General features: G+C 28.3%; 26 protein-coding genes and 1 pseudogene. 9 read left to right on the top strand and 18 right to left on the bottom strand.

Translation table 11 applies throughout. From position 1 onward, the window contains the following. The 18 genes and pseudogenes from C4S77_RS12435 to C4S77_RS12350 all read right to left on the bottom strand — a co-directional run. Positions 1–269 (bottom strand): annotated as a pseudogene (locus C4S77_RS12435) (hypothetical protein); the annotation flags it as partial. A 96-nt stretch (positions 270–365) separates the two neighbouring features. Next, positions 366–761: a type VI secretion system tube protein TssD gene (gene tssD, locus C4S77_RS12430; protein WP_105193622.1), complete on the bottom strand. Its 396-nt coding sequence runs from the start codon at positions 759–761 to the stop codon at positions 366–368. A gap of 132 nt (positions 762–893) precedes the next feature. Beyond that, positions 894–1,280, bottom strand: coding sequence for a type VI secretion system tube protein TssD (gene tssD / locus C4S77_RS12425; protein ID WP_105193621.1), 387 nt, complete (start codon positions 1,278–1,280; stop codon positions 894–896). A gap of 159 nt (positions 1,281–1,439) precedes the next feature. Then, positions 1,440–1,955 (bottom strand): type VI secretion system TssO, encoded by a 516-nt coding sequence (gene tssO, locus C4S77_RS12420; protein ID WP_105193623.1) that lies wholly within the window; start codon positions 1,953–1,955, stop codon positions 1,440–1,442. A 12-nt stretch (positions 1,956–1,967) separates the two neighbouring features. Next, positions 1,968–3,128 carry a hypothetical protein gene (locus C4S77_RS12415; RefSeq protein WP_105193624.1) on the bottom strand — a complete coding sequence of 387 codons (1,161 nt, stop codon included), beginning with the start codon at positions 3,126–3,128 and terminating at the stop codon, positions 1,968–1,970. Between the two features lie 19 nt (positions 3,129–3,147). Then, complete coding sequence (locus C4S77_RS12410; RefSeq protein ID WP_105193625.1) at positions 3,148–4,122, bottom strand: TssN family type VI secretion system protein; 975 nt, start codon at positions 4,120–4,122, stop codon at positions 3,148–3,150. Then, positions 4,119–5,066: a type VI secretion system baseplate subunit TssG gene (locus tag C4S77_RS12405; RefSeq protein WP_105247805.1), complete on the bottom strand. Its 948-nt coding sequence runs from the start codon at positions 5,064–5,066 to the stop codon at positions 4,119–4,121. Before C4S77_RS12405 ends, C4S77_RS12410 begins: the two co-directional genes overlap by 4 nt. A gap of 3 nt (positions 5,067–5,069) precedes the next feature. Next, positions 5,070–5,726, bottom strand: a complete 657-nt coding sequence (locus tag C4S77_RS12400) for a C40 family peptidase (protein ID WP_105193627.1) — start codon at positions 5,724–5,726, stop codon at positions 5,070–5,072. Then, positions 5,723–7,573 (bottom strand): type VI secretion system baseplate subunit TssF, encoded by a 1,851-nt coding sequence (locus C4S77_RS12395; protein ID WP_105247804.1) that lies wholly within the window; start codon positions 7,571–7,573, stop codon positions 5,723–5,725. The genes C4S77_RS12400 and C4S77_RS12395 overlap by 4 nt, the downstream gene beginning before the upstream one ends. A 6-nt stretch (positions 7,574–7,579) precedes the next feature. Continuing rightward, positions 7,580–8,014, bottom strand: a complete 435-nt coding sequence (locus tag C4S77_RS12390; protein WP_105247803.1) for a GPW/gp25 family protein — start codon at positions 8,012–8,014, stop codon at positions 7,580–7,582. A 15-nt stretch (positions 8,015–8,029) separates the two neighbouring features. Beyond that, positions 8,030–8,743, bottom strand: a complete 714-nt coding sequence (locus C4S77_RS12385) for a hypothetical protein (RefSeq protein WP_105247802.1) — start codon at positions 8,741–8,743, stop codon at positions 8,030–8,032. Between the two features lie 2 nt (positions 8,744–8,745). Next, positions 8,746–9,333 (bottom strand): hypothetical protein, encoded by a 588-nt coding sequence (locus C4S77_RS12380; RefSeq protein WP_105193631.1) that lies wholly within the window; start codon positions 9,331–9,333, stop codon positions 8,746–8,748. Positions 9,334–9,392: 59 nt separating this feature from the next. Further along, positions 9,393–10,787 carry a DUF5458 family protein gene (locus C4S77_RS12375; RefSeq protein WP_395856504.1) on the bottom strand — a complete coding sequence of 465 codons (1,395 nt, stop codon included), beginning with the start codon at positions 10,785–10,787 and terminating at the stop codon, positions 9,393–9,395. Next, complete coding sequence (locus C4S77_RS12370; RefSeq protein WP_105193632.1) at positions 10,772–11,218, bottom strand: hypothetical protein; 447 nt, start codon at positions 11,216–11,218, stop codon at positions 10,772–10,774. Before C4S77_RS12370 ends, C4S77_RS12375 begins: the two co-directional genes overlap by 16 nt. 27 nt (positions 11,219–11,245) lie before the next feature. Further along, positions 11,246–13,696, bottom strand: coding sequence for an AAA family ATPase (locus tag C4S77_RS12365; RefSeq protein ID WP_260210054.1), 2,451 nt, complete (start codon positions 13,694–13,696; stop codon positions 11,246–11,248). 18 nt (positions 13,697–13,714) lie between these two features. Beyond that, complete coding sequence (locus tag C4S77_RS12360; protein ID WP_245915805.1) at positions 13,715–14,665, bottom strand: PKD domain-containing protein; 951 nt, start codon at positions 14,663–14,665, stop codon at positions 13,715–13,717. A 558-nt stretch (positions 14,666–15,223) separates the two neighbouring features. Then, positions 15,224–15,688, bottom strand: a complete 465-nt coding sequence (locus tag C4S77_RS12355) for a DinB family protein (RefSeq protein ID WP_105247798.1) — start codon at positions 15,686–15,688, stop codon at positions 15,224–15,226. Positions 15,689–15,728: 40 nt separating this feature from the next. Further along, on the bottom strand, positions 15,729–16,394 hold the full coding sequence (locus tag C4S77_RS12350) for an HAD family hydrolase (protein ID WP_105247797.1): 666 nt from the start codon (positions 16,392–16,394) through the stop codon (positions 15,729–15,731). 363 nt (positions 16,395–16,757) lie between these two features. On the opposite strand from C4S77_RS12350, the gene C4S77_RS12345 reads away from it, so the two are divergent. The 9 genes from C4S77_RS12345 (at position 16,758) to menD (ending at position 26,895) form a co-directional block, all read left to right on the top strand. Further along, the gene (locus C4S77_RS12345) at positions 16,758–18,014 is read left to right on the top strand and encodes a nicotinamide-nucleotide amidohydrolase family protein (protein ID WP_105247796.1); all 1,257 of its coding nucleotides are present in this window, start codon (positions 16,758–16,760) and stop codon (positions 18,012–18,014) included. Positions 18,015–18,094: 80 nt separating this feature from the next. Next, the gene (locus tag C4S77_RS12340) at positions 18,095–18,643 is read left to right on the top strand and encodes a hypothetical protein (protein WP_105247795.1); all 549 of its coding nucleotides are present in this window, start codon (positions 18,095–18,097) and stop codon (positions 18,641–18,643) included. Between the two features lie 763 nt (positions 18,644–19,406). Further along, positions 19,407–20,360 (top strand): aldo/keto reductase, encoded by a 954-nt coding sequence (locus C4S77_RS12335; protein WP_105247794.1) that lies wholly within the window; start codon positions 19,407–19,409, stop codon positions 20,358–20,360. 140 nt (positions 20,361–20,500) lie between these two features. Then, entirely contained in the window at positions 20,501–21,763 is a 1,263-nt protein-coding gene (locus C4S77_RS12330; RefSeq protein ID WP_105194197.1) for a cation:proton antiporter, read from the top strand. Between the two features lie 175 nt (positions 21,764–21,938). Then, positions 21,939–22,148: a hypothetical protein gene (locus tag C4S77_RS12325; protein ID WP_105247793.1), complete on the top strand. Its 210-nt coding sequence runs from the start codon at positions 21,939–21,941 to the stop codon at positions 22,146–22,148. Between the two features lie 130 nt (positions 22,149–22,278). Next, complete coding sequence (locus C4S77_RS12320) at positions 22,279–23,625, top strand: MATE family efflux transporter (RefSeq protein ID WP_105247792.1); 1,347 nt, start codon at positions 22,279–22,281, stop codon at positions 23,623–23,625. A gap of 24 nt (positions 23,626–23,649) precedes the next feature. Further along, positions 23,650–24,252, top strand: a complete 603-nt coding sequence (locus C4S77_RS12315) for a cytidylate kinase-like family protein (protein ID WP_105247791.1) — start codon at positions 23,650–23,652, stop codon at positions 24,250–24,252. Positions 24,253–24,406: 154 nt separating this feature from the next. Continuing rightward, positions 24,407–25,153 carry a 3-oxoacyl-[acyl-carrier-protein] reductase gene (gene fabG / locus C4S77_RS12310; protein ID WP_105194201.1) on the top strand — a complete coding sequence of 249 codons (747 nt, stop codon included), beginning with the start codon at positions 24,407–24,409 and terminating at the stop codon, positions 25,151–25,153. Positions 25,154–25,227: 74 nt separating this feature from the next. Further along, on the top strand, positions 25,228–26,895 hold the full coding sequence (gene menD, locus C4S77_RS12305; protein ID WP_105247790.1) for a 2-succinyl-5-enolpyruvyl-6-hydroxy-3-cyclohexene-1-carboxylic-acid synthase: 1,668 nt from the start codon (positions 25,228–25,230) through the stop codon (positions 26,893–26,895). Positions 26,896–26,898: the final 3 nt, after the last annotated feature.

Below are 26,898 nucleotides of genomic sequence, written 5' to 3'. Positions count from 1 at the left end.
CTTAAGGCTTTTTGTTTTTCCAATACTTCCGGGGGGATGATTTCAAAGGTGTTGCCTTTTATCGGGCTAAGTTCTTCGTTTACCCGGGTTAGTTTGTTTTGTACCCGGGTGGCTGTTTCCTGTACTTTTTTTACCTCTTCTCGGATGCCTTGGGTGGCTTGATCCAGTTTCGTCTCGGCTGAGTCAAGGGCAGATTGTTGTAGCTTTTCTGTGAGTTTACTCAGGTCTACCTGAGGTGCCTTTTTATTCGGATCTTCTATTATGCTCATATATTAGGGTTTTAATTCGGGAAAGGACTTGGCTTTTCCTCCTTTTTTATTGGTTTTTAAAAATATACCCTGACCCTCTCCCTGGGGTTATTTTGCTCAGCCCAGTTTCCAACTGTTCTCATAGCTGATATTGGCTATACTCAGCTTCTTGGAACATAATTGTAAGCGTATACGCATCGGCTGGTTATCTGTGGCATCAAATTCTTCTTCGAAAGAGATGCAGTAGCTTTTCTCAAATTTTACTTCCTGTAGTTTACTCATCGCATCGCGACGGTAAAAGATAATGACTCCGTCTTTGGTCTTATTTTGTGATAGCATCCAGTCTATGAAAACTGAATTCCCGTTACTTTCCAAGGTTAAATCCAGGTATCCTCCGCGGGTTGCTCCCTGGGGTTTGCCTGAGGAATCTATGTTTTTTTGAAAGCTGTAGTGGCAATGAAGTACTGTATATACAGATCCTTCCATTTCTAATTTGGCTAAAAATGAAGACATTTTATAAGTTATTTTTGATAAGTGTTTGTTTTTATAATAGGGATAAATTTGAAAAAAGGAGAAGCTACTGCTTCCCCTTTTTTTTCATTCTCTTTGCTTAAGAGATGTTTTTTCTTATGGGGATAGAGAATTTTATACCCATTCGTTTACATGTTCGCCGGTTCCCATCTTGATGGTCTTAGCTGAAATCGTAAAGGTCTCTGTTAATGGATTGGTGCCGTTGGAATCAAAATTCTCTTTGTATTTGACTACATACCCATCGGTGAAGTCCAATTCTTTTAAGGTTGCATCGGAATCTCTTTTGATAAAGATTACTTTTCCGTCTTTACGCTCAAAGCTATTGGTCATCCACTCAAAGATATCGGTCTCTCCGGTTGATTCTACAGTGACTTCTATTCGACCTCCTCGGGTTTGAGAGGAGGGTCTTCCTGTAGGATCTGTTTCTTGGGCTAAGGAATAATTCACGTTTAGAACATTGTATTTCTTTCCCGCTACTTCTAGTTTTGCTTTAAATGACATAATATTAATTTTTTATTTAGTAATTATTATTTTATTGACTACATATTTATATAGCAAATATATAAATTCACCTTTATCTTATTTTATACGCAATGTTAATTTTATGTTAAAATTTGTACTGGTTTTCCAAATAAGATGATGTTTAAAAAAAGTTATTAATTAATCTTTTCTATTTAACATTCTGCAAATTTCTAAGTCTCTTTTCATTATTTCTATTTGTCTTTTATAAGTTTGAATTTGTGCTAAAAGAGTATCTATTTCAGCCTTACTTTTCCCATAGGTTTTAATTGTTTTCTTTGAATCTATAAGTGAACGGCTGGTTAATAAAAAGTTTTTATAAAGCAATCCTCTTCTTATGCTGTCTTGGGGAGGAATTCCCTGTTCCATGTTTATTACCATATTAATGGCTTTTTGTTGGTAATAATAAACATCTTGATTAGGCATATCTATAGAATCTATATATTTTTTTAAGGTTTCCATTTGATGCTCAAACCTACCCTGATAACTGAATTCATTTATCATAGATTGATTTTGTTTTTTTAATTCTGCAATTTCCTTTAAAGGCAACTGATAGTTATAAAATATTGCTAAAACTATTATTACTGTAGTAATAAGAAATAATAGGATAAACAATAAAAATGATGTGACTCTTTCTTTTTTATTTAATACTTCCATAGTTATATTTTTTTAATCTTCTAAAAATCTACTACGTTTAGTTTTTTGAATTGGATCATTTTCAATTCTTTCTTTAACAAATATTCCGGTATCATTTCTTTTACCTATATAATCGAGTTTGTTAAGTGCTGAGAAAAGTTGTTCTATAGTACTCATAAATACATCTACTTGTTTTAATGTTTTATCAATTTGGGAATGATTATAACCTACGTTGACTAAGTCAGTAAATAGCACTTCAAAATCTCCTTGCGATAATCCGCACCATTCTGCCAGATAATTTAGTAATTCTTCTTTTCCCGCACCTGAACGTGCATCTACAAAATTTTTCATGATTCGAGCTAATCGGACAACTTTATCTAACATATAAGCAGGGCTTGTGTATAGTCCTAACCATCTGAGGGAATTAATTTCATTACCTAAGTAAGTTATGATTAAATCCGACAATCTTAACACCATAACTGCCAACTCATTAGTCTGTTGTTTTCTATTTATTTTTTGTGCAATCTGTACTGCATATAATTCTAATTGCCCCATAAACTTATCAATAAGAGTATGCATATTGATTAATATTTTATGACTGTTCGTCATAGTACATGGAGGAATATAACCGGGTTGAAGATAGGTTTCTTCTTTATTTACAACTATTTTACCTACCGTTAACTGAAAACCGGCATAGCTAGATTCTTGTCCCATTTGTCCTTCTTGCACTAAATGTAATTTATAGGTGGGAACTAAATAGGGATACCTGGGCGGATTTTCATCGGGATCTAGCTCTCCATAAGGGGCCGTTTCGAACGGGTTTACTATAATATTTGCGAGTAAAACTATTTCCTGATCATCTTCTATGTTAAAAACTGCCTCAGGATAAGGCATTTGCATGTTTATAGAATTACTCATTGGACTTACTTCTATCCTAGAGCCATTGGGAGTTATAGCATGGCACTCTTCGATCTTTACTCTTAATAATTTATGATTGTCAATTACCAATGAGATTTTTATTGATTCCATTGAATTTTGAACAGGAAGAAGACCATATGTAATAGGGGTTACCTGACTACCTATAGCATCCCTAACTATGTCAACATAATTATTTTGCATAGCAATAAAATGGGATTTATTTATTTTCATTCCATCAATCCAATTAACCGGAAAATAGTTTAGCTTTTCTAACATAATAATGTATTATCTTAAGTTAAAAGTTTTCTTTTTTATGATTTAATTTATTCTCTTCTTTTTCTATTTGATCTTCATTGATTTCATAGTTGATTTCATCTACTGAATTTAGTAATGGTGGTGTTCTTTCACATATAATCACACTATTTTCTTCAATTTTATTCATATAAAGTGGATATTTTGGCTGTATATATTTAGGAATTCCTAAATGTTTAGATTTTAAATAAAACACCCAATGTTGTTTTTGTCCGGTTTTATCTAATAAATTGATAGGAAAATCCGGATTTTTAAGATTATAATCATTAACAAAATGATAGAATAATCTTCCAAAATCCATCCTGATGGGAGCTTTTGCCCTAAATTCTGTCCTCATCGTTGAATTGGGGTCTTTGTGAAATAGAAAAGTCACTACTAGCATATCTCTATATTCACTGTCTGGAGGATCTGGATATGCATGCTCATCTGGAAATTCCCAGGTTTTATATATTTTGGGAGGTATTGAAATACATGATTCAAAAGTTCCATATATAAGTGTCGGAACTAAAAATGTAAGTGTAGAAAATGCCATGCTATAAACAAAGACATTTCCTTTTACAATGGTATAAATGATAATTATTGGAATAATTGAATAGATTAAAATTATAAGATTAAATAGTAATTCAATCCAAATAGATGTGGTATCAAATTTTTTGAAATAGCTTCTATATATATAACAATGAATAATTCCTAATATGAAAAATATTGTCTGATAGAAGGTGAAAATATTATATACATCTCCATTAAAAACTTCTGAAGAGCCTATAAAAGTTATTAAAGCAAATATAAGCATCGTTACTATAAGGTATGCTATATATTTATTTTTATATTTTTGCTTAAAACTGCTAACTTTTGAAGTAAAAAAAACAGTTATTATAATGGCTACAGCCAAAATAATTAACACGCCAATAATTATTTTGGGATCTATTAAGTCTTTGAAATATGTCTTAAATTTCATATTCTTGTAGTTATTCCTAATATTGATAATTCTTTTAAACTGAATGCTTCTATATCTTGATTTAATAAAATTGTGGTTTTAACATCTATTTCCATAGGAAGAAAATATTCATAGAATAATTCTATAAATTTCTTTATTTTACCTTGATGTATATATTCTAAAAATGATGTCTTTTTTAGAGGTCCGATTTTAAATTCTAAATACAAGGAATAATCCATGTATTCATTCCCTGATATCATATCTAATCCTAACCTACAATTACCTAGACTTTGTTCTTTTTCTGAACTGGATTGTTCTTTATAAGTTTTTTCTGAGATTTCTACTTTTTCTTCTAATAAATAACTTAAACAATTTACAGTTAATTCAAGGTCTCCAACAATTTTATATGTGTAAGGTAGTATTCTTATGAGCTTAGTCATTAAAATTTGAGGTATCTCATTATTTAAATCCCAAAATTCATAGAAAAATTCAATGGGTTTTGAACCATTTAATTCTAATAATATTTCTTTTTCTAAGTTTTCTCTTTCTAATGCTTTTAGAAAAAATTCATTTTCAAAAGGTTGAAAAAATTTTCGAGCATATATTTCCTCATTTCGGTTTCTCTTATACTCTTGAGTCATTTCACTAACCTCAATTTTTGGCTTCCCTGACTGTGGTTCATGAAACATTCTTTCCGGTAAAGTGTCATAAATCCCATCTCGGGATAAATTTACTTTAACAAACTGGGTATCATCATATTTGAAATCAATAATTTCTGCATTAAGTACATCTTTTCTAAAAGGTCTTTTAAATTGACCTTTCATATCTATTAAAAAACTAGATTCTTCTGAATCTAATTTATCCAATAATTCAGAAATTATTACTTCTGCTTTTAAATCATCTTGCAGAGAATTTATTCTATCTTTAACCCTTTCTATTATAGTTTTTTCTTCTGTGGTTCTCATCTTTTAATCCTGTTCTAGTTCATCTTTAGGTATTAACCTTCCTGCACTTATATATCTTAATTGAAAATAATCTTGATTGAAATCACTTATAATTAATCCATCTCTTTTCGTGGTTACAAGTATTCTGTTGTTTCTAAGATATACCCCTACATCTCCTATAGGGATATCTTTATTATATCTGAAAAATAAAATATCTCCTTCTTGCAAAAATTTTCTACCTGTAAAAAGGTTTATTTCTTTGGATTTAAATATACCTAAAGGGGTTGAGGGTAATTTTTTTTTAAATGAATACTGGTATAATGCACTTACAAAAGGAGCCATGCTCATACTATCTGATGTAAATCCTGATTGCGCATAACGTGTATTTATCCATTTATCTATAAAGTCATAAAATTTATAGTTTTTTAATTCTTCTGGTTTTATTCCTAAAATAATTGAATATTTTTCTTTTAAATATATTTGCCGATCGCTCAAATTTGTTTCATATTCCTGATTTAGCGTGTCAAGAATCGGGATTATCTTACGAATGTTTAATTTTTTTTCTATTTCATTTTGATTATATACTATTTTATATGGTATTTCGCGATAATACTTACTTCTACAACTTAATACTAGAAAAGTTGTAATAATGATAGCTGTTATTATATACCTATTTTTCATTTTATAATTAATCTATATGGATATACATTGGACGAAACTTTATCTAATTTATATAATAGATTATCACATAGATATTTCCATTCGAATTCTGAAACTTCATATTCTACATTTTTATTTTTTTCAAGTATTATATCTATGGTTCTAACAAATCCTTTATTAGTTGAGGAGTCCACCTTAGTTCCTTTTTTTATTTCTATATGGGAAATAGTAAATTTGAAATGATTCAAACAAAAAGTTTTTATATCTGCAAAGGTTACTACTCGTCCTCTTGTTTGTAATGCTTCCCTGTAAGAGACTATTTTTTCTTGTGTGCTTGAACGAGATTTTCCTCCGACCGAGGTATTGATCAGCATTATAGTATTTTGATCAAAATCATTGGTATTGATTCCTTCTAACTTTGTTCCTATTTTCAAATCATTGGCATCTTCTCCACTTGTTACCCAATATCCTACCATAAATGTATCGTTATCTGTTTTGAGAGAAGCGTCTTTAGGCCTGATAATTACATAAGGAAAGCTTGTTTTTATAAATTTTTTTTCTTTTATATGTTGTTCAAGTGTAGCTATGAGTTGATTTACTTCTCTTATAGTACCATCAATAAAGTCTCCTCCTATAACTGAGAAAGACGCACTTTCATCTTTTAAAAGCTCTATAAGATACTGTATGAGTTCTGATGCATTTCTTTCATCAAACCGTACTACTCCTGTGTGCCTCAGAGTTGCATCTCCTATATCTAAATTTCCTTCTGAGAATTTTTTTATGTGATATTGATATCCTCTGGAATCTGTAATACTTTCCAAATCTAAAAATATATCTTCTGTACTTAATGGTATATAATTAATATAGGAATCTATAGACTCTGTTTTATATAATAATTGTTTATTTATTACAGGTATTGAGTTTATATAAAACATTACATTTTCGAGAATATCATTTATAACCACTTCCGGAAATTGCGCTTTAATCCAAAGTACATTTTCCAACTCATTTATTTTTGTATTATCAAGGTTAAAATGCTGAGTAAGTTCTTCAGGAATTTCAAATATATCGTCGGTTATTTCTATATCTTCAGTAAAATGAAAGAATTTATCAAAGTAATAGTCATTTATATCTGTATATATTTGATTTATTTTATTATAATTTTTATTTATTATAGAGTCTATATCTATAGAAAAATTAGGAACATTATAACCTTCTTGAAATGGAATTTCTTTATCTTTTATATAAAATTTTGTTTGTTTTAAATAGTTATAGAAAACTTCTCTCTGAGAAATGTTTCTTATATCTGTAAAAAACATTAATTTTTCGATTTTACTTATTCCTTCAGGGCATCTTATGCCTAACCAAAATGTTCCTGGTTTTAAATATTCTTTGCTTTTTGCTATTTGATCTTTATGAATCAATCTCTGTAAAGAATACATTGTATTTGAAAATGCAATATAACCTAAAGTTGCCTGAGTAAGAATAAAAGGTAAAGTCGGACCAAAATATATATTTTTAATTTTAGGAGCCAGCGGATCATATATATTTTGTATTGTCTTTTTACATAAAAACTGATGTTTTAAAGATACTTTGAAATTATTTTCTACCGGATTAAGATGTAAAATAGAGCGAGCTGGTATTATGCCCGTTTTATCTTCCGGTGACATAATTTCTAAAAGCCTTTCTATTATTCTTGATCTGGAATTATTAAGTTCCGCGGATATTTTTTCTAATTCAGAAGCACAAGCTTCTAACAGTAATGAAACTATAGGATCAAATGAAGTTTCAAGTTCACTATCTGTATAACCCCAAGTATATGCTGCTCTTCTTAATATTCTATCTTTTATTCTTTCTTGTGTATCCATATATTTTTAATTATAAGATAATGGTCCTACAAAAAATTTTGTTATGAAACTAAAGTCTCTGTTTGTTTTTTTGATAAACCCTTTTATTTCAATGGTTATTCTTTTTTTTATTCTATATGAATTATTGTATGATGCAGCTTTTACATTTCCAATAGAAACCTCAACTTCTGTAAGATCTAATCTGTTTTCTTGCATTTTAATTGCTACTTTAACATCATTTTTTATTCTATCTTTTAAAGTATTAGGATCTGATAGTAGGTCAAAATCTGTTTCCCATATTTTGCAACCAAATATTTCATTAAATTTACATTCTCCAAAAGAGGAAGTAATTACAATATTTATGAATTGAGCTATAGAATATTCTAGGCTAACTTTTTCCAGATCTTTTTTTTCAATAAGATCTTTAAATTTTAACGGGGTCTTATAATAAGTGTCATACATAGTAATTACTTTACTTTATAAATAGATTATTTTGTTTACTTTACCTTTTTTATTCAATTCATATTCTTTTATATTTTTTGATCTTTTAATTAAGTTTATTTCAACTTTCGGTATGGATTTAATAAATTTTTCCCTATACGAAATATCTCCGATAAACTTTTGTCCTTCATGATAATCAACCACATAAAAAAAATAATTTGAATTCATTTTTTTTATAAATTCTGAGGATAGTTTCCCAGAAATTAATAATGCTGTTTCATTATTTCGATGTAATGTATAAGATAAGTATTCTTCTTTTTTAGTTCTATATTTAGAAACTTCAAATATTTCCATAGTAGATACTAAGGGTTCAAAAGTAATTACTGGTAAAGTGTACATTTTTTTGGAAAACACATTAAGCCCTAAAAATGAAAGACCTCCTATTTCTTTGGTTTTTAATTCTTCCAATAGAAAAGAATCTCGTGTTACTTCATAATAAGTTTTTTCTTCTGTTTTATCATCGGTTATCATCATTTTAAAGGTGGGAAGTTTTATTTTATCAAAAATATCATTATGAACATCAATTTCAATTTCATTTACCTGCTCATCTGAAATAGTAATGAATATTTTATGTTCTTTTAAAGCCGAATCGAATCCTGCCATTTTTTCTCTTTCTCCTTCACCTGCATAAATGGGAGAACCTGCATTATCAGTTATAGAAAGGGATAATCCTAATTGTGGCAGAGGCATTGTTATTTAAATTTAAATTTATTATACTTAAGACATTGTAATTCATCTTTCATTCTTTCAGCTTCATCTTCGTTCAAATGAAATTCAAAGTCTTTTTCAAAAGTTAACACTTTAATGCTTTTTATATTTGACTCAGTAAGAGCTTTGATATCTTTATTTTTAACTCTACTTACAACATATCCGTCACAATTAGGGTCGAATATATTATTTATTCTGTATCTAAATTCATTTTCTAAAATAAATTCTAATACTTCATCTTTTTTTATACAGGTATTAAAAGTAAAAACACGTACGTATAAAAAAGGTTTTGTGTTTTTTCTTTTTCCTATCTGGAATACCGAATAATCTTTTTTACTGTTGTAAGCTCTTAAATAATAAGGTTCAGAATATACGTATGATTTTTTTCCCAAATAATCTATCTTCCTATTGTTTAATGTAAATAAAGCATTACAGTCTACCATTCTTGTAAGTATGGTATCTTCTGTTATTTTATTAATATTCGTTCCCTGTTTGTTTTTATCTTGAGATGATAAAAAACTAGAGGAAATACTTATAAGCAGCAATATGAATATTTTACTTTTATAGCTCATATATTTTTTTTAAGAAAGGAGAATTAATTTTTCTCCTTTCTTAGGTTATGGTTAGACTTTTACTTTTGTTCGTATTCTGTATCCCATTCATTAGAATTACCATCGTCACCTTTATGTCCATCCATTTTTATTAGGAAATTTTTGGCAGGAAAATAAGGTTTCATATGAATATCTAAATAAATACGATCTTTTTGAATAGGGTCTTGTTCAAATCTTCTTACTTCAAAATTTTCAATAAGTTTATCGGGACCAGTAATTCCATCCAAGAAACGAACAATTTGTGCCATGATTTCTTTACGTGTTTTAGCTGTAAAGTTTTCAAAAGCTCTACGGTTTAAGAAATCCATTAAAACTTTAGTTACATAATCGAAAACTCGGACTACGGAATAAGTCTGAAGACCTAAATTATCTCCATTAAATAATGTTTTCCCTGAAAATGCCATAACTTTTCCATATTCATTAACCATAGGAATTAAGCCCATATTTTCTAAACTGGCAATTTCACTTTTTTTAAGGTCAAATTTTACTCCATCTACTTCATTAATACCTCCAAATTTTTTACCTGCTGTTACTTGGGACATTAATGTTCCATAGATTTTCCCAGCTAATGCCGCAGATGGAGGGATATATAAATCATCAGCCTCTTCTACTTCATCAAATTTACCTCGTCCTACTAACCAATTACAAGTCATTAATACATTAGAACGGTAAATATCTCCACCTGTTAAATATGCCTCGTCAAACATTTCCATTACATCATCTGGTTCATCTAAATGAGCAAAATCCGTCACGAGCATAACTTTATTTTCATGTGCAATTTTAGCCCATTTTTCTACTACTTTATTACTTCCTAGGTATCCTGGGATAACAACCAAGCCATAGTTGTTTTTAAGATCTAAACGATCATAATTATTTACTAGTTCTTGATGAATGGCTTCTATAAATCTGGTATTATCTAAATCTGTTAATTGTTCTAATTCTGCATTGATTATAGAAACATTTTTCACTTTATCTTGTTCAGTATTTTTATAAAATAAAGCTATAGTTCTATATGCTTTTTCTAATTCTTCTGTTTCTCTAATCGCTGTTGCTAAATTTTTAGTAAGTGTTTTTTCTGCAACTTTACTTTTATCTTCACTTTGAGCTACCATATCGGTTAGGTTTGAATTGTTTTTTAATATTCCTAACCATAGTTCTAATGTTTTTTTTAACGAATTTCTCTCTTCTTTTTTATTAGCATCTCCTAAGAAAATTTGACGTCTGGCTTTACGTTCGGGATTCAAATTTTGAACATTTTCTATAGAGGCTTCTAATAAATCAAAACCACCAAATTTAGCTAGTTTATCTAGTCCTTTCTGAATACTAACTTTTCCTGTGGGTTCAGCTACAGCCACTCCTTTTACCTGAACTTGTGCTTTTATATCTTCTTTAGCCATAATTATTTTTGATTTAATTCATTAATTAATCCTTCAATAGTTTCCATAAGAGCTCCTTTAGCATCGGGATCTTCTAGAGCTGCTTTTAAAATTTTATTGGATTTAAGTTGTTTTATTATTTTTTGATACTGTTCTTTCTCCATTTGTAAATCTGTCAGAAATTTACTTTGAGCTGTAACTCCTTTAATGCCAAAGTCTCCTAAATTTTTAAATTTTAATTCTTCAAATTTTGTGGCTCCTTCTGCATCTTCAAAATTCACTTTAACTTCGGGTTTGAAATGTTCAAACACTTGTTCTACGGTATTTAAACCTTCTACAATTTCAGGTCTAATAGGAGTCTGTCCTGTTAGTTTTTGAGCAATTAAAGTTCTGTTTTGTGCTATTTCAATAATTGCTTCATTTGCATCTAGAGGCACTTCATTACCTCCAATTCCAAAATTTGATAACATAGATTTTCTTTTTTTATATTATGATTGTTAATTTATCTTCCATTTTAAACTATTTGATTCTAAATCTACTTTTATGATATCCCCTTCTTTTATCTCTCCTGATATTATTTTTTTAGCCATAGGGCGTCTCAATTCTGAGCGTATTATTCCTTTTAATGGTCTTGCTCCATAAGTAGCATTAAATCCATTATCTACTAAAAATGACTTTGCATCTTCAGATATTTTTAATGAAATATTAAGACTTTTTACTAAGTCTAATAATTCTTTTTTCAGATGTATTTCAAATATGCCCATAGCGTTGCTTTTACTTATAGGACTAAATGGAACTATCTCTGTAAGTCGGCCTAAGAACTCTGGTCTAAAGTTACGAGCCATAATTTCCATTAACTGGTTAGAGGATGGCAGTTTGTTTTCATTATTAACAGAATCTACAATAAACTGAGATCCTATATTAGATGTAAATAAAATTAATGCATTAGAAAAATCTCCTTCTTTTCCAAGTCTGTCATGTAATTTTCCTTCATCCATAATTTGAAGGAATACATCAAATACAGAGGAATGTGCTTTTTCTATTTCATCAAATAATACTATTGAATATGGTTTTTGTCTTATTTTATTAACTAATAACCCACCTTCTTCGTATCCTACATATCCCGGGGGAGCTCCATATAGTAAGGCTGCTGAATGTTCTTCTTTAAACTCAGACATATCAAACCGTATGATTGCTTGCTCATCTTGAAATAAAAAATCTGCTAGAGCTTTTGCTAATTCTGTTTTCCCTGTTCCGGTAGGTCCTAAAAAAAAGAAAGACCCTATAGGCTGTCCTGCTTTACTCAATCCTGATCGAGATTCTAACACGGCCTCTGTAATCACTTGTATTGCATAATCTTGCCCTACGACTCTTTCTTTTAAAATATCTTCCATATTCTGCAGTCTATCTTTTTCTTCTGAATGTAATTTGCCTACAGGAATTCCCGTTTTTTGAGCAACAACTGCCGTTAGGTCAATCGGTTCTATGTGTTCTTTTTTAGAATTTGCAATTTTCGAAAGCCTTTCCAATAGATTGCCTAAATATTCAAATATTTCTTCTTCTGTGTTATTTTCTAAATTTTCTTCTTCTAAATTATTTTCTTGTACAATTAAATATTGGGCTTTTTTCTTTAAATCTTCTAAAAACCATTTTAATTCTAATTTTTTATTCCCTGGACTTTCTTTGATTTCTTCTAACTTTTTTTTAAGAGATTCTTTTTCTTTTAAAAATGAAATACCTGCAGTTTTTATTACTGACATCGTCCTATCTAATAGATTTAAAGCAGATTCTGGCAAACATTTTTCTTTAAGATATCTTTTAGAAAGTCTTATTGATTCAGTTATAGAATCATCTGTCACTTTAATTTCATGATGTTTTAAGTATGAAAACAATGCAGACTTTATTATTCTAAATGCCTGTTCCTCATTAGGTTCTTCGACTTTAATGACTTCAAACATTCCTGAAAGACTTTCATCTTTCTCTATCTTTTTTGTATATTCGTCTACTGTAGTAGTAACTATTAATGTTAGTCCTGTATTACCGGAAAGTTCACTTTTAAGTATACTTGATAATCCTGCATTGTCACTATTTTTATCTAAAAGAACATGAATACCATCTATCAATAGGATTACTTGAGGATATGTTTTTAGTTCTTGTAATATTTTTTTTAATCTATCTTCTATCTCTCCTTTGTATGAAGCTCCGGCAATTAATGTTCCTAAATCCAATTCAAAAACTTTAGTTTTAACTAATTTATCCGGAACTTGTTTCTTTACTATTAAATTAATAAATCCTTCTATTATTTCAGATTTTCCTACTCCAGGATAACCTTGTAATAAAACATTAGGTTTGGAAAACCTACATATCACTTCTACTATTTCCTGAATTTCTTTTTCTCGTGCAACAATATTTTTAGGATTCTTTTTAGCTTGTACTAACTTATCCTTACAATATTTATATAAATATTTTCTAGAAAAATTAGTATTTCCATCATCCATTTCTTGAACTTGATTGGGTTTTATTTCACCTTCTTCAATTAGTAATTCAGTACGAGTTATAGGGAAACTTTTCATTTGATCAAAATTGAAACCTACACCTGGTGTAGACAATGCCACCATGATACAATATAAATCTACCTCTTCTCTACCAAGAATATCTCTTACTTCATCTGCTTCTTGTATAATATTATCAATAGTTCTGTCGGGATTTGATTGAAACACTTTATTTGCTTTTGGAATATCATCTATTCTCACTTCAGCCCATTCTTCAATAAAAAATACATCTTTTTTCATAGCCTCTAATTCTTTTAATAGAGATAAATCCCTATGAAGAATAGCTTTAAGCAGATGTGGTGCTCCATATTCTATGTTATGGCTTTCAATAGCATATTTTTTTGCAATTTCTAACGCCATATATAATTCTTCATGAAAAACTATATCTTTTTGCATAATGATAATTGATTTTATCTAATCATAAGTCCATATAAAAGCTTTTTTAACTTTATATGTTATTGTAAGGCCTGCAATACAATTTTTATTATCTTTAGTCAATCTTAGAGCTTCTATTTTTATTTTTTTATTTTGTAATTGATTACAAAACTCTGCGAATGTCATTATTTTATTATTGTTTTTAATTACCGGAAAATCGTAGCTACCACAAGTATATTGAATAAAATCTTCTTTGGTTTTACTTTGTTTTGCTACCTCTAATAACAATATTTGAAATTGATTTTCTGAAATATCGGGAGCCTTACTTTCTTCTGCCTGTTTTATTTTTTTCTCTAAAGGATTTAAGACCGGAACACCATGAATATTTCTTAATAAATCTTCTAACGGATCTTTTTGTGGATTACCAGGTGGCAACTCAAACAATTTAGGAGCTTTCTCATATACATAAGATTTTATAGTATCTTTCTTTGTTTTTATAAGTTGTCTAGGTTTTACATAAATATTTTTACTTGCAATATGAGGCATATCCCCATTTATTACTAATGTAATTGTTTTTACTCCTGGAGTACTATAACTGTATACCGGAAATTCTGAAGTATTATCCATTTGTCCTGTTTCTCCAAAACTCCACTCCCAAGCAAATGCTTCACTCCTATAACTATAGTAAAATTCTACGGGCTGACCTACTACCACAACTGTGGGGGTTATAATTTTAGGAATTTTAAGTGTATCAATTATTTTTCCTAAATCACGAATTTCAATAATTTTTTCATAGGTACAACTTCCATTTACCTGTAATGATATCGTATATATTCCTGCTTTCGTATATTTATGTAATACACTTTTTTCAAATTCTTTAGGGCTGTTATCACCAAAATCCCACTTCCAACTTTTAGCATTTGGCGTTTTATCATAGAATTCTATTACTTCACCAACCTGCTTTTTTTGAGCTTCTATTATAAAACTCACTTTACTGCAGTCTACATGCCTATTGAATTGATAAATAAAAATAAATATCCCAAAAATAATTATAATAATGAATACTAAAAGTACTCTAATATCTAATTTAGAAAAAAATCTTAAAGATCTGCTCTTATAATCCATTTATAATCCATTTTTAAACTTATTATCAAAAATTATAATTTCTAATAATTTTCGCGCTAATATACATATTATTTTAAAAAAACAAAAAATACTTATATTTTTTGTTTTTTTTAAAATAATTAATTATAAATAAAACACAAACTATTATAAAAAAATAACTATTTATATATGTAAGATATTTAAATTTAATGAGTAATTAATTAAAAATCAAATTATTACACCCATAAATGATAAAGGAATATAATCCTAATAAAATAATAATATTTAAGAATAATTTCTATATAAAATAGATAATTACATATTTAAATATAGAAATTAATAAAATAAAAAAAAATGTATGATTACATTAATTAAATATAAATAGAAAGTAATCTTTAACCCTAATTTTTTATTATGGTTAAAATTTTAATAATAGATAAATATCTAAAAATTAACAATAAGGTTTTTCATTGCTTTAATAATTCCACAATGTATACCTTCATGAAGATTATTAAAATTTATGGCATCTTCAATATTATTTAAAATGATCCCCATACTTGTAGTAAATTCATTATATGTTTCAAATTTCTTATCTTCATAGTCTTGCTCCAATTGGTCTACAAGTATTATTAATTTTTGTTTTACAAATTCCACTTCATCTTCATTTATAAGAAATCTGGTTTGGGTTCCTTTCTTATAATTCTCTACCCAATCATTTGTAATTAATAAATCTAAATTTGAAAATTTATAATGTAATATTTGTTGTCCTATTAAACAATGAGCCATATGCCAAAATATATTACATTTAAAGCCTTTTGGGACTACCTGCAATTGATCCAAACTTAAATCATCTATTGTTTCAATAATTGCTTCCCTACACGCTTTCAATATTTCGAATTGCTTTTTCATAAGGACATTGAAAATGGTTTATACAAACTTACAAAAAAGATTAATTTATTCCTTGTAAGTCTTTTATAATTTGAGGTGTAAGTTCATTAAAGTGGTGAATTATCATATTAGCATTTTTTAAATCTTGGTCTCCTGATCTTTCATTTGAGTATCCTATACAAAACACACCTGCTGCATTAGCTGCTAAAACACCGTTTGTAGAATCTTCTATAATAATACAATTTTGTTTAGTTTTTTTTGAAAGCTCTACTGCTTTTAGAAAAATTGCAGGATCTGGCTTAGATTTTGGGAAATCTTCTCCACTAACTATATGGCTAAAATATGGAAACAATTTAAATCTGTTAAATACTTTAGTTAAAGTAACTCTTGCTGAAGAGGTTGCTAATATTAATTGAAATTTTTCTTTATATAGATTTTCTATAAGATTTCTCATTCCAGGAAGTAAATCTAAATCTTTTTTTTCTTCAAATGCCTGATTAAAAATATTTCTTTTTTGTTGAACCAGCTCTTCTACTCCTTGTTTAAGATTATACTTATCTTTTATTTTCTGATATAAATTTTTAGTTGATAACCCACGAAAGGTATCATATTCTTTATTTGAAATTTCTAATCCTATCTGTTTAAAATGTTTAAAAAAAGCATATTTATGTACAGGTTCAGTATCAACAATAACACCATCCATATCAAAAATAACCGTATTTATCATTAATTGTTTTTTTATTTATTATTTTTATTAATCTAACCTATATTTTAACAATATATAGAAACTTTAGATTTTATTAAACATATTAATTTTAAAATATATTTATATTTCCATATCAAAATCTGTTCAAAAATATTAATTTTTCACAAATCTTATACAATTTAATTTATCAGTTAAAAAACGGACAAAATATAATTTTAGAATATAGTATGTTATTTTAAATCTCTATTCGTTTGTTGCATATTAACGCATTTTTACATACTTTTAAGAAAATCCTCTTTGTACCTTCTACCCAATTTTTATTACAAATTATTTTTTGTAAACATGATTTTCTCTTATATTTAGACTATAAATATAGATTTATATATGAAAGCTTACATTATAATCATTGGAGATGAGATTCTTTCAGGTAGAACTTTAGATACAAATTCAAATTTTATTGCTTCAGAATTAGACAAAATAGGAATATCTACATTTAAAATTGTGACTATTCCTGATCAAGTTTTCCAAATTAAAAATCAAATTAAAGATGCTTTTGCATCTGAAGCTAATTTTATTTTTACTACTGGAGGACTAGGTCCCACTAAAGATGACAAAACAAAACAAGTAATTACTGATTTTTTAAATGACACTTTAGTTTTACATCGGCCCAGTTTGGATTACATTAAGCAAATATATTATAAAAATAACAGGGTAATGAATCCTTTAACTTATAATCAGGCTATGGTTCCTTCTAAATCCGAAGTAATTATTAACAAATATGGTACTGCTCCAATTCTTTGGACTTTAAAAGATTCTAAGTTATTAATCAATTTACCTGGTGTTCCTTATGAAACCTGCGGAATGCTTAAAGAGGTTATTATTCCTAAAATAAAAAATGATTTCCAATTAGATTATATTATCAGAGAATCAGCTATTGTTATTGATATTCCTGAAAGTGAACTCGCCATAAAACTAGAAAATTGGGAAAATAATTTACCTGAATTTATTTCATTAGCTTATCTCCCATCTGGCTCGAAAATTGAACTTCGGTTAACAGCTATAGGAAAAAATAAAATTTATTTACAAAATAGTATACAAAATGAAATAAATAAATTAAATAGTCTTTTGGGGAAAAATCTTATAATTTCTCAAACTACTAGAATAGAAGAAATTATTGGTAATTTTCTGATAAAAAATAATTTAACTATTTCTGTAGCGGAAAGCCTAACCGGCGGATCCATCTCTAAAAAAATCACATCCATATCAGGTTCTTCACGGTATTATAAAGGAGGGGTAACAGCCTATAGTAAAGAGGCAAAAAAAAATGTACTAATGATTAAAGAAGAAATACTAAAAGAAAACAATATAGTAAGTGAAACTATAGCAAAAGAGATGGCTATCCATTGCTCTTCACTTTTTAACTCTGATATTTCAATATCTACTACAGGGGTTGCTGGTCCTAACTCTGATGAATTTAATAACCCTGTTGGGTTAGCTTTTGTAGGTATTTATTATAAAGGAGATATTGTAATAAAAAAATATTTATTTCCTAATCTTACCCGTGAAGAAATGATTGCAAGAATTACTTATAAATCGCTTGAAAGTTTATATTTTAAATTTATTGACGAAGAAAATAGCTAATAAAATAATTTTATGACATTATATTTGAAATTTATACATGTTTTAATATTAGAAAAATTTTAATTAATATTATAATAAAAATGAAAAAATTATTTATCATATCAACACTTTTACTTGTATTTGCTGAAGCTCATTCTTTACATGCCCAGAAAACAAATTGCGCTTTAATTGATGGCGTTTTAAAAAGCAAATTAGCTCAACAAGCTTACAATGCAATTAAAGAAACAGATATGGAAAAAAGACTTTATTGTAGTGATAACGGAAAATACCTGTTTGGGTTTAAAAACAACACAAAAGGAAACGAGGAGTTACAAATAGGCTTTTACTATATGGAAGAAAGCGTTGAGAACAATACTTACTCGCAAAGAAAGGAATTTACATCAATGTGTAAAAAAATATACAAACAGATAAAAGGTAAAGACAAGAAAAAACCGCTTGTATCGTTTCGCTTGTTTTTTATTACAAATTCAGGCACATATGCTATGGGTAAAATAACATATAACGAAAAGGGGCAACCTTGGTCGTACACAAATGAAAAACATATAAAAACTGGTTACGGAGGTTACAACATATTTCCCGGAATCAATCGGCCGATCGACTTCAGTTACACTTCCGATATTATTTATTAAAAATCAATATCCCAAAAAAAATCTATAAATATAGATGTTAGATAAGTATTAGTATTCATTTCGGGAACTTCAAAAATAGGACCATTAGATTTTTTAAAAACGGTAGATTTAAAATTAAGTAAAGAAGCAGTAAAAACCCCTTACAAAAGCTATTTCAGTTAGATTTTATTACTAGAGAATCAGTTATTTTTATTGATATCATTGAAAGTGAACTCGCCATAAAACTGGAAAATTGGGAAAATAACTTACCTGAATTTATTTCATTAGCTTATTTTCCCCATAAGGCTCCAAAATTAAACTTAGGTTAACAGCTATAGTAAAAAATTAATTTATTTACAAAATAGCATAAAAATAAATTAAATAGTCTTTTTGGGAAAAATCTTATAATTTCTAAAATTACTATACTAGAAAAAATTATTGGTAATTTTTTAATAAAAAATAATTTAACTATTTCTGCATCCTAAAGCTTAAGCAACGGATCCATATCTAAAAAAATCACATCCATTTCAGATTCTTCACGGTATTATAAAGGAAGAATAACTGCCTATAGTAAAATGACAAAAATATTTATTTCCTAATCTTACCCATGAAAAAACAATTGCACGAATTACTTATAAATCGATTAGAAATTTATATTTTTAAAATTTCTTAACAAATAAAACAACCAATAAAATAATTTTATATAAATATAGTAAATTTATACTATATTTGTATATTGAAATAATTTTAATTAATATTATAATAAAGACATAAATATACAAAAATGAAAGTTAATAAAAGAAAATTAGGGAATTCGGATTTAGAAGTTTATCCTTTTGCTTTTGGAGGTAATGTTTTTGGCTGGACAGCTAATGAAAATACTTCATTTGAATTACTTGATCAATATACTGAATTAGGTTTTAATTTGATAGATACTGCTGATGTGTATTCTGCCTGGGTTCCAGGAAATAAAGGTGGAGAATCTGAAACTATCATTGGTAAATGGATTCATCAAAAAAAAAATAGAGATAAATTAGTTATTTCCACTAAGGTTGGCGGAGAAATTGATGCTAAACATAAAGGACTAAAAAAAACATATATACTTTCAGAAGTCGAAGAATCATTGAAACGCCTACAAACAGACTATATCGATTTATATTTCACTCATTTCGATGACCTGGAAACACCCATAGAAGAAGTATTAGAAGCCTATCAACAATTAATAAAAGAAGGTAAAATTCGATGTATAGGCGCTTCAAATATGTCTCCTGAAAGAATAATAAAATCTTTAGAAACAAGTAAAAGCAATCATCTTCCTGTTTATACTGTACTACAACCTGAATATAATCTATATGACCGTAAAAAGTATGAAAAAGAATATGAACCTATAGCTAAAAAATATGGCTTAGGGGTAATGTCATATTATTCCTTAGCAAGTGGTTTTTTAACCGGAAAATACAAATCAAACGAAGATCTTAATAAAAGCAAGAGAGGGGAAACAATTAAACAATATTTGAATGAAAGAGGAAAACGTATTGTACATGCCTTGGAAAAAATTGCTGCTGAAAACACAGCCACTGCTGCCCAAGTTGCACTAGCTTGGTTAATACAACAACCTACTATTACAGCTCCCATAGCTAGTGCTTCAAAGTTAGGACAATTAGATATTTTAAAAGCCGTAGATTTAAAATTAAGTAAAGAAGCAATACAAACACTTACAGAAGCAAGTAAATATTAAAAATAAAAATTTATTAAATATTATTTTTTTATAAAAAATTAATGAAAAAATGTAAAAAATTAAAATCCCCCAAAAATCAAAGCCGTAATTTGGAATAAAGAAAGATAATTTAATATTTTTGTATAAAATATCACAAAAATATGGAGTTATACTATTCTTTTTCTATCCTTATTGTATTAGCAGCTATTTTTTCATATATCAATGTTCGATTTCTAAAATTCCCTTCTACAATAGGAATTATGGTTATCGCTATAATAATATCTATAATATTAGTATTATTAGGAAATTTCACGTCTAAACCTCTTCATGATTTAGCTGAACTGATAAAAAATCTTGATTTTACTGAAATTTTGATGGGGGCAATGCTTAACTTTCTTTTATTTGCAGGTGCCATACATATTAATTTAGCAGATCTAAAAGAACAAAGATTACCCATTATAGTTTTTTCCACTCTTGGAGTGCTAATTTCGACTTTTGTTGTTGGTTTTAGTCTATATTATATTTTAGATTACCTGCTTCCCATAATAAACATACATATAGAAATGCCATTAATTTATTGTTTACTTTTTGGCGCACTCATTTCTCCAACTGATCCTATTGCTGTTATTAGTATACTCAAACAGGCTAATGTTTCTAAATCATTAGAAACCAAAATTGCAGGAGAGTCTTTATTTAATGATGGGGTGGCCGTTGTTGTATTTGCTATATTAGCAAATCTTGCTGCTGATGAAAAGGTTGTTCAAACCGGACATATGGACTTATCTTTTTCACACATTTTTGCTTTATTTTTACATGAAGGGGTAGGTGGTTTAATATTAGGAGCACTTTTTGGTTATATTGCTGCTTATGCCATTAAAACAGCTCATGATTATAAAGTCTCAGTACTCATTACTCTTGCAGTAGTTATGGGCGGATACCTTATTGCTCACTCTTTACACACATCTGCCCCATTAGCTATGGTAGCTTCAGGACTTATTATAGGTGATTCTAAAAGAAAAATTAGCTCCAACAAAAAAAGTAACGTAGGCAATTTTTGGGAACTTATAGATGATATCATGAATGCTATTTTATTTTTATTCATAGGGCTAGAACTTCTTCTTATCGAAAATTTGCAAGATTATTGGCTTATGGGAGCTATTTCTATCATTACCGTTATTATAGCAAGATACTTATCTATAAAAATTCCTACCATAATTATACCATTTGAAGAAAAATTTTCTAAAGGAACCATTGCTGTTCTGGTATGGGGAGGCTTGCGAGGAGGTGTATCTATAGCTCTTGCTTTATCCGTACCCGAAAGTCATTATAAAAACGTAATTATAGCTGCCACCTACTTTGTTGTAGTTTTTTCAATTTTTGTACAGGGTATGACTGTAGGTAAATTAGCAAAAAAAATTCAATAGTTTGAATATTATTAGTAAACACAAGTAATTATTAAAATTATATAACAAATTAAAATAAAATTAATATATTAACCTTCTTTGGCATATTTATTGGTTTTTTAAAAAATATATAATTAGGACTTTATACACTAAAAAATTCTTTAAATAAATATATTTAATTAAATAACAATCAAATATGAAAAAATTAATAATTGGAGCTGCTATTGGAGCTGGTATGGTTTATATAGTAAGAAAACTTCAAGAAGAAGGGTTTTTAGACGAATTATCTAATAATATGGATAATATTGCAAACAAAGCTAAAAAAAATTTTAACAAAGCTTTTAATAAAACGAAATATGAAGCGGAAAATTTAAAAGAAAATATTCAAAATGAATTTCAAGAATAAGATGATATTTAGACGTAAATAACATATTTAAATAAAAGAACAGCTTATTATAGCTGTTCTTTTATTTAATATAGTTTTCAAAAATCTATCTTTTAGTAATTTTACAAATTAAAAAATATACTGTTCAAAAATGGAAAATAAGGGACTCCCTCTAGAGTTAGGAACCAAAGATATTGGAAAATTACTTTTACAATATTCATTACCAGCAATTATAGCAATGACTGCTTCCTCTCTCTATAATATTACTGATAGTATTTTTATTGGACATGGGATAGGTCCACTTGCCATAGCTGGCTTAGCAATAACCTTCCCATTAATGAACTTAGCTTCTGCCTTTGGTTCTTTAGTAGGTGTAGGAGCTTCCACTCTACTTTCCGTAAAATTAGGACAAAAAGACTATAGCACAGCTAACAACATTCTCGGAAATGTTGTAACAATGAATCTTATTATGGGAATTGCATACAGTATAGTTATGCTACTCTTTTTAAATCCCATACTTTATTTTTTTGGCGCAAGTAATATTACTTTACCCTATGCACACGATTTCATGGTCATCATATTATTGGGAAATGTGGTAACCCATATGTATTTAGGACTAAATGCATTGCTAAGATCTGCCGGTAGCCCTGAAAAGGCAATGTTTGCTACTATATTCACGGTAATTATAAATTTAATTCTAAACCCTTTATTTATATTTGTTTTTCATTGGGGAATTAGAGGTAGTGCTCTTGCAACAGTAATTTCTCAAATCACCGTACTAAGTTGGCAAATATATTTATTTAATAATAAAAATAATTTTTTACATTTTCAAAAAGGAACATTCAAATTAAAACGCCGAATTGTTATAGATTCTTTATCTATAGGTATGTCTCCTTTTCTTATGAATACCGCCTCATGTATTATTGTTATTTTAATTAATAAAGGTTTGTTAAAATATGGAGGAGATCTTGCTGTGGGTGCTTATGGAATTATAAATCGTATTGCTTTTCTTTTTGTTATGATTACTATAGGATTAAATCAAGGAATGCAACCTATTGCTGGATACAATTACGGAGCCGCTCATTATTCCAGAGTGAGAAAAGTATTAAAAAAAGCTATAACCTATGCCACTATAATTATGTCTATTGGGTTTATTATTGTTCAGCTTACGCCTCACACTGTAGCTTCTATCTTCACCTCAGATCAAAAACTTATTGATTTATCTACCACAGGATTACGTATAGTATTTATATTTTATCCTATAGTAGGATTTCAAATGGTTACTTCTACTTTTTTTCAAAGTATAGGAATGCCAAACAAAGCAATATTTTTATCCCTTACCCGACAAGTACTTTTTTTAATCCCTTGTTTACTTATTCTCCCACATTTTTTTGGAATTACAGGAATATGGGCTAGTATGCCCATAGCAGACTTTGTTGCCTGTACTGTAGCAGCTATTATGCTGTATTTTCAATTTGCTAAAATAAAAAATAAATAATCCCTTAAAAACATAAAAAAAGCTATGAATGATAAATATATTATAAATATCGGAAGACAATTAGGAAGTGGTGGAAGATTAATAGGTAGACAATTAGCCAAAGATTTAAATTTTGCTTATTATGATAAAGAACTGATTAGTTTAGCCTCCCAAGAAAGTGGTTTAAACAAAGAATTTTTTGAAAAAGCTGATGAAAAAAATAATTTTAATTTCTTTAAAAATTTTTTAGGGTTGCAATTTTCAAAAAATTATTTAGGAAATGATACTCTTTTTAAAATACAAAGTGATATTATTAAGGATTTAGCAAATTTAAAATCTTCAGTTTTTGTGGGAAGATGTGCAGATTATATTTTGAGGGAACAACCTCTTACTTTAAATATTTTTATAACTGCCGATATTGAGGACAGAGCAAAAAGAACCGCAGAAAGAAAAAACATATCAGAAGCAGAAGCTTTAGAATATAATAAAAAAACAGATAGACAAAGAAAAGAATATTATAATTTTTATAGCAACAGAGGTTGGGGGAGAGCTAGCTCTTACCATTTATGTATAAATTCATCTGTTTTAGGATTAGAGAAAACCACGAATTACATTCTATCTTTTATAAAAGAGAAATTTAATATATAAAATCTAATTTGATAAATCTATTCCTTACATTCATTATTCCTAACTCTAAAAAATGTTTTAAAACCTAATGAAATAATTCACGTATTCCTTTATAAGTTATCTAGATTTAGACAAAAGTTATTATCTTTGACATGAAATTAAATAACATTGTATTATGAAATTGCTTGAAGGAAAAACAGCGATTATCACAGGAGCAACCCGAGGTATAGGAAAAGGAATTGTAGAAATGTTTGCACAACATGGAGCTAACATAGCTTTTACCTATGTTTCTTCTGTTGCAAAAGCTGATTCTCTAATTAAAGAATTATTTTCCATAACAAAAATCAAAGGATATAAATCTGATGCTTCTGATTATGATGATGCTCAAACTTTAGTTGATGAAGTCTTAAAAGAATTTGGCCAAATAGATATAGTCGTTAATAATGCCGGAATTACTAAAGATAACCTTCTCTTAAGAATGAATAAAGAAGATTGGGAGGAAATTTTAAAAATAAATTTAAATTCTGTATTCAATATTACCAAAGCTGTAACCAAACCCATGATGAAACAAAAAAGCGGTTCCATTATAAATATGAGTTCTGTAGTTGGTATAAAAGGAAATGCAGGACAATCTAATTATGCTGCTTCTAAAGCTGGAATTATAGGTTTTTCAAAGTCTGTAGCCTTAGAATTAGGTTCTCGAAACATTAGATGCAATGTTGTTGCTCCCGGTTTTATTGAAACTGAAATGACTCAGGTTTTAGATCAAAAAACAGTGCAACAATGGAGAGATAATATTCCATTAAAGCGTGGAGGTACTCCTGAAGATATAGCTAATGCTTGTTTATATCTTGCTAGTGATCTGTCAAGTTATGTAACCGGACATGTGCTTAATGTTAATGGTGGAATGTTGACCTATTAAATAAAAACATAATAAATAAAATTATAAGAGATTAAATATTTTTTAATCTCTTTCTTTTTTTAAATTATAAGAAAATGTATAGCAAAAAATTATCCGTACAATTATTAGGAGAAGTTCTTTACAGATACGGAATTACCGATATAATAATTTCTCCCGGATCTAGAAATGCTCCCCTAACCATTCATTTTACCCATCATAAAAAATATACATGTTATAGTATTGTAGATGAACGTTCAGCTGCCTTTTTTTCTTTAGGAATGGCACAATCTAAGCAAAAGCCTGTTGCTATTTGCTGTACTAGCGGAACAGCTTCTGCCAATTACTATCCGGCAATTATAGAAGCCTTTTACCAAAATGTTCCCATGTTAGTACTAACTGCGGACAGACCTGAAAATTATGTAGATATTTTCGATGGACAAACTATTCGTCAAAAAGAAATATATAAAAATCATATATATGGATCCTTCCAACTTTCAGAATCAGAAGAAGATCATTCTATCGCTGATAATTTTTTAATTATAAAAAAAGCCTTACAAACTTGTATATTAAAATCTGGACCGGTACATATTAATATACCTTTTTCCGAACCGTTATATGAGCAAACGGAAAAAATAGAAATTAATATAGAGAAACTTACTTTACCTGAAAGAGGCTATTCTTTAGAAAATTATGATTATTTACTTCCATTTTGGAATCGATATGATAAAAAAATGATTCTGGTAGGAATGCAACAACCCAATTCTGAATTAAAAATATTACTTGATAAAATTGCTAAGAGGAAAGATACGATTATTCTTACTGAAATAACTTCAAATATCAATTCTTCTAACTTATACTCAAATATTGACCGTTATATATCTCCTTTTGGAAAGGATACCATGGAAGAATACAAACCTGATCTTCTTTTAACTATCGGTCAAAATGTGGTTTCAAAAAAAATAAAAGTTTTTTTACGTAATTCAAAATTAAAAGGTCATTGGCATTTAGACGAATTTTGGCATCCTGATACATTCTTTTCCTTAACTGAAAAAATTATAGATTCTCCTGTTAATTTTCTCCAAAAACTTGTTAATCAACCTCACAAAGATTCTAATTATTCTTTAATTTGGGAAAAATTGAAAAATGAAAAAGAAAAAAAACATGAAGTATTCGTTAAAAATCTTCCATTTTGTGATTTAAAAGTTATAAAAATTTTAAATGAAAAAATTCCTGATCATTATAATCTTCAAATATCTAATAGCTCTATGATCCGATACACACAATTATTTAATTTTAATTCTAAGCATAAAATATTTTGCAACCGTGGAGCAAGTGGTATTGACGGGTCCAGTTCTACAGCTGTTGGTTTTGCTGTTGCTGATAAAAATCCTACTCTATTAATAACTGGAGATATGGGCTTTTTCTATGATTCTAATGCTTTCTGGAATAAATATATTCCAAGTAATTTTAGAGTTATTCTTATCAATAATGGTGGGGGAGACATTTTTAAGATTATACCCGGACCTGATACTACGGAATCTCTGAATGAATTTTTTGTAACTCAACATAATCGGACTGGTCATACATTTGCTAAAGAATATAACTTTGAATATATTGAAGTTCACCATACAGAAGAATTACTAAAAAATTTAGATTCTTTTTTCAATTTATCCAATAATCCTAAATTATTAGAAATAAACACAAAAGGAAAACCTAATTCAACTATATTACGAGAATATTTTAATTTTTTAAATCAGGAATAAATT

Origin of the sequence: Apibacter adventoris (assembly GCF_002964975.1) — a bacterium.
In the GTDB taxonomy this organism is placed as follows: Bacteria; Bacteroidota; Bacteroidia; order Flavobacteriales; family Weeksellaceae; genus Apibacter; species Apibacter adventoris.
This window is presented reverse-complemented; position numbering and strand designations above follow the sequence as displayed.